Annotated in this window: 7 protein-coding genes and 1 pseudogene; all 8 read left to right on the top strand. The window is 37.6% G+C overall.

Going from position 1 to position 5451, the window contains the following annotated elements; all coding sequences use genetic code 11:
* Positions 1-30: 30 nt before the first annotated feature.
* Positions 31-1192: AAA family ATPase (locus ASL19_RS18360; RefSeq protein ID WP_255356402.1), on the top strand; the 1162-nt coding region annotated here is incomplete at its 3' end.
* Between the two features lie 43 nt (positions 1193-1235).
* A complete protein-coding gene (locus ASL19_RS18365; RefSeq protein ID WP_082604622.1) occupies positions 1236-1352 on the top strand; it encodes a hypothetical protein in 117 nt (38 codons plus the stop codon).
* 172 nt (positions 1353-1524) lie between these two features.
* The gene (locus ASL19_RS00270; RefSeq protein ID WP_057176823.1) at positions 1525-2148 is read left to right on the top strand and encodes a hypothetical protein; all 624 of its coding nucleotides are present in this window, start codon (positions 1525-1527) and stop codon (positions 2146-2148) included.
* Between the two features lie 72 nt (positions 2149-2220).
* A complete protein-coding gene (locus tag ASL19_RS00275) occupies positions 2221-2646 on the top strand; it encodes a DUF29 domain-containing protein (RefSeq protein ID WP_057176824.1) in 426 nt (141 codons plus the stop codon).
* Positions 2647-2799: 153 nt separating this feature from the next.
* Positions 2800-3051: pseudogene (locus ASL19_RS00280) on the top strand (Uma2 family endonuclease); the annotation flags it as partial.
* Between the two features lie 94 nt (positions 3052-3145).
* Positions 3146-3757, top strand: coding sequence for a hypothetical protein (locus tag ASL19_RS00285; protein WP_057176826.1), 612 nt, complete (start codon positions 3146-3148; stop codon positions 3755-3757).
* A gap of 16 nt (positions 3758-3773) precedes the next feature.
* Positions 3774-4391, top strand: a complete 618-nt coding sequence (locus ASL19_RS00290; RefSeq protein WP_057176827.1) for a hypothetical protein — start codon at positions 3774-3776, stop codon at positions 4389-4391.
* Between the two features lie 283 nt (positions 4392-4674).
* On the top strand, positions 4675-5451 hold a 777-nt coding region (locus ASL19_RS00295; protein ID WP_057176828.1), incomplete at its 3' end, for a Uma2 family endonuclease.

Here is a 5451-nt window from a genome sequence, read left to right on the forward strand (position 1 = left end):
GGGAATCAAAAATTATTTGAGGGGCTTTATATCCATGATCAATGGGACTGGAGTAGAAAATTCCCAGTGATTAAAATAGACTTTGCTGGTGGGGTATTAAAAAACCGACAAGAGCTGGATCTGCGCATACTGGATATTTTGCACGAAAACGCAGAGCATCTGGATGTGTCATATAAGTCAACTGATATACCGGGAAAATTGGGAACTTTGATTCGTAAGGCCATGGCAAAATATGGACAACGTGCGGTGGTGCTAGTGGATGAATACGACAAACCCATCCTAGACAACATCGACAACCCACCTATTGCTGCTGAAATGAGAGAGGGACTCAAGAACCTATACTCGGTTCTCAAGCAACAGGATGCCAACATCCAGTTCATCTTCATGACTGGAGTCACCAAATTCTCCAAAGTCAGCCTTTTTAGCGGGTTAAATCAACTCACGGACATTACCATCAGTAGGGATTTTTCCACCATTTGTGGGTACACCCAGGAAGATTTGGAGCAAACCTTTGCCCAGCACTTGCAAGGGGTAGACTGGGATAAACTGCGCCTCTGGTATAATGGATACTCGTGGCGTGGCGATTCCGTTTATAACCCCTACGATATCTTACTGTTTATCCGTGAGGGAATGGAGTATGGCAACTACTGGTTTGAGACAGGAAACCCCACCTTCTTAATTAAGCTATTTCAGACCAACTGCTACTTCCTCCCCAAATTAGAGCATCTAGAAGTAACCGAAGAGATTTTAAAGTCCTTTGAAATAGAACGAATTAACCCAGTCACCCTGTTATTTCAATCTGGGTATTTGACCATTGAGAGCACCTTTACCGCTATGGAACGTTACATGTTCCGACTGAAAATTCCCAACCGGGAAGTAAAAGTCGCCTTGGGAGATCAATTAGTCAACGCCTACACGGACTTCGTTGAAGAGAAATTGGGTATTCAGAGACCCTTGTATGAAAACTTATTTCAAGGTGATGTTAATGGATTTATAGACACAGTAAGACGCCTATTTGCTTCTATACCTTGGCGGAACTTTACCAACAATGACCTGGCTAATTTTGAGGGCTACTACGCTTCTGTGCTATATGCTTTCTTGAGTTCCTTAAATGCGCGCATCATTCCCGAAGATATCACCAACTATGGTCAAGCGGACATAACAGCCATCTTAGGTGATCATATTTACGTGANNTAGATGGGGAGAACGTAAAAGATAACCTAGCCCTAAAGCAAATACGGGAATGTAACTATGCACAAAAGTATAGAGGAGAACCAGGTAAAACCGTTCATGAAGTAGGCTTGGTTTTCAGTCGCAGCAAACGTAACCTCATCCAAGCAGATTGGGAATAAATTAAGATAAATATAATCACTCACGATAAAACCAGTCGGTTCAAAACCGAATTAGGCTTTGAGACAATTCATTCCCTGTCTTGGCTTCCCAATCGCTCTCTTGATTTATAATAAATCTCAGAATAATGCTACCATTAAAAAATCTAAATTATTTAGTTGCGAAAGGTGAATAATGTCCTTTAATAACTATAAAAGTATTGCAGATGTTTTAAATGAGTTTCCTCTGATATATCAAGAGGAAACTTTCATCAAAGAAAATGTCTCCGAAATTAGTCCTTACTTCATTGAGCGATTACAATTAATACTCAAAGAGGGAGTAGTATTTAATTCAGAATATGCTATCTGTGAAAATATTATTTCTCCAATTTTAGTAGAAATTTGGCTCAAATACAAAGATAAATTGTTACTTTGGAGTCATCAGGCTTTAAATTATGATGAAAAGTTATCAGGAACGCCTGATTATATTCCTGATTATATTATTGCTCAACGTTCTCCTAGAGGAAAAGTGATATTATATCAACCCTACTTAATTTTAGTTGAAGCCAAAAAAGATAACTTTGATGAAGGCTGGGGACAATGTTTAGCTGAATTAATTGCAGCACAAAAACTAAACAATAATCAACAACATAAAATATTTGGTGTTGTTTCTAATGGTAAACTTTGGGAATTTGGACAATTACAGAACGATATTTTTACTAAAAATATCAAATATTATGTTTTAGAAAACTTACTAGAATTAATGGGAGTAATTGATTTTATTTTTTCTGAAAGTGTTAATCAAGTATTAAGTAACTAGCAAAACAAGGAATTAATTTGTAAGTACGGATAGTGGGTTTTCTCAACCCCTCTTATTTTTGAGGTATACACAATGCGAATTGTCGATTATGAGGCGGACTTTTATGCTTGGGCTAACCAGCAGGCAGAACTTCTGCGACAACAGCAAGGAAATCATTTAGACTGGATGAATCTCGCTGAAGAAATCGAAGCAATGGGTCGTTCAGAAAAACGTCAGCTTGCCAGTCGCTTAGAGGTGCTCATCATGCATCTACTAAAGTGGCAATATCAGCCCAATTTCAGATCTCGAAGTTGGCAGTTAACTATCCAAGAACAGCGCCTACGACTAGGCAAGCTTTTACAAGAAAACCCCAGTTTAAAACCCATGGTGGCGGAGATTATTTTGTCAGCCTATCCTTTAGCAGTAATAAGTGCCGAGAGAGAAACGGGCCTGTCTAACTATCCTGAAGATTGCCCCTACAGTCCAGAACAATTGCTCAGTGATTTATTTTTACCATAGGTTAACCGATTTCCTCTAGATTTTTCTCACAGTATTCTGATTTAATAAAAATGCGTGAACATTATCCTCGCTAGGATGTTACAATTTCCTTAGAAGAGACAAGCAGATAATTGAATCTTGGTAACGGCGATTAAATACAGGAGATGTTTAATAATGTATCAAAGTGATGTGTATAGCAAACCCAGCTATGAGCCCTTACCTCCTCAAGAAACATTACCAACAATGTATGAGCTACCTAGCGAATATCCGGAGGAACCAGGCTTGCCAGACGAATTTCACCTTTTACAACCAGAATTATTGCGTAGCACCTTTTGTCCACATTCTTATCCAAAAGATAATGTATTCATAGGTAGTGAATTAAATTTATACTATGACAGTAAGCATACACAATGGTATAAACGCCCTTAGTTATATTTAACCCTAGCACAGATTAAGCAGCAAGACTTCAGTGTTAGGCTAATGTGAGGGCTATTTCATTCTAAAAAAAGGGTTATAAAAAATGGCTTATAGTGACTTTACTCTAGAAAGAATCACAAAAATATTTGGCATTAACATTGAAGAAAGAACAAATGTTTTTACGGCCTTTGACCAGTTAAGAGTTGATGATTTTTTTATCAAATACTTACAAAATAATATTCCCTTAGCGCAAGCAATTGGTACAGAAAAAGCTAAATCAGAAATGATTATTGCGCCCGTTTTGATTGAAGTAAGAAGATTATTAAATAATAAAATTAGTTTATTTTCAGGAATTGATTTTAATGTTAATATTGAGCAGGGTTTAAATGGATTTTGTGATTTTTTAATTGGGTTATCATCTCAACAGTTATATGTAACAGCTCCTGTGATTGCTTTGGTGGAAGCGAAAAATGATAATCTTAAACAAGGATTCGCTCAATGTATTGCGGAAATGATTGCTGCTGCCCAATTAAATCAATCGGAGGGAAATAATGTGGAAAATATTTATGGTTGTGTTACCAATGGTAATCAGTGGGTGTTCTTGCAATTAACTGGTAATCTAGTAGTAGTTGATTTAGATGAGTACTATATAAATCAACCAGAAAAAATTATTAGTGTATTTGTGAGTCTAATTAAGTCAGAGAAAGATTTTTGATTGTGGAATTTTACTTATGCCATATAGCCAGTTTACAATCCCTAAAGTTGTGGAAGATTTTGGACTCACCTTGATTGAAAGTGGGGCATTTCTCAATGCAACTCAAACTGTCACCCTCAGTCCTTATCTTGAGGAATTTATTACTAAAAATTTACAACTCGCCATTGCGCTGAATACCGAAAAAGCCCGTTCTGAATTAATTATTTGCCCTGTTTTGTTAGCAATCAAAGAAACCTTACCCAGTATTAGCTTTTTTTCTGGGGAAGAATTTAACGTTGATGCCGATTTAGGTTTAAATGGGGTTTGTGATTACATTTTGAGCCAATCCGCCGAGCAGTTGTATGTTACTGCTCCTGTAACAATGGTGGTGGAAGCGAAAAAGGAAAATCTCAAAGGGGGATTAGGGCAGTGTATTGCTGAAATGGTTGCCGCTTGGAAGTTTAATACAGAGCGCAACAGTACCATCAGTTGCATTTATGGTGTCGTAACCACTGGCACAGTGTGGCGATTTCTCAAATTACAGGAGCAAACCGTAACTATAGACCTTAATGAATATCCACTACCCCCAATTAACTCAATTTTGGCAAAACTGACCCAGATGATGTTCCCACAATCAATGGACACCGTGCGATGAATGAAGCAGTTGAATCTTTGAAATGTGCGATCGCCAATAAACTTACATAAACAACCTCAGTAGTTGAGTGGGGTAGAAACCAACTTGATTCAAGTTAAAATAAAATGCGATCGCTTAATGTGTGACTCAAAAAAATGTGGTAATTATCAGGTGTACAAATGTTGGGTTATTAAACTCAACCTACGGTATAATACAGTATAGTGTTGATAACGACCATAGAAATTTTGTAGAGACCATACATACAAAGTCTACACAAGAGTTCTAAATAAGGAGATAATGAATCATGTATCAAAGTGAAGCACCTCCAATAAAAACCATATCCACGGATTTACCCAGTCAGGATATTGATAAGGATATTGATGAAGAATTAGACTCTACAATTCATCCCCGTCCACCCTGGGAAACCTTGCCCACCATGTATGACTTACCTAGTGAAAATCCGGAGGAACCAGGGTTGCCAGACGAATTTCATAACTTTCAACCCCAATTATTGCGTGAAACTTGCCAATCTTCAGTTTATCCCCGAGAGGAAATGTTTATTGGTACAGATTTAAACTTGTACTATGATGTGCATCATTTTTCATGGTATAAAAGACCAGATTGGTTTTTAGTATTAGGCGCACCCGCTTCTGAAACCCAGCAAGATATGCGGTTGAGTTATGTAATTTGGCAAGAAGGATTCGCTCCATTTTTAATAGTGGAATTATTATCACCAGGTACAGAAGGGGAAGATTTAGGAAAAACATTAAGAAGTGCCAATAAACCCCCAACAAAATGGCAAACTTATGAGCAGTATTTGCGCTCACCTTACTATATCATTTTCGACAGATATGAAAATCAACTGCGAGTATTCCAACTATTGGGAATAAAATATCAAGCGGTGGAACTGACAGAGTCAAAATTCTGGTTTCCTGAGCTAAAATTGGGGGTAGGAGTTTGGTCAGGAAAATATCAAGGTATAGAAGGTTTATGGCTACGTTGGTATAATGAAGATGGTGATTGGATAGCTACTTTAGCTGAAACAGCAGAACAGGAAAAACTACGAGCAGAACAGGAGAAA

Source organism: Cylindrospermopsis sp. CR12 (assembly GCF_001432185.1).
Taxonomy (GTDB): domain Bacteria; phylum Cyanobacteriota; class Cyanobacteriia; order Cyanobacteriales; family Nostocaceae; genus Raphidiopsis; species Raphidiopsis raciborskii.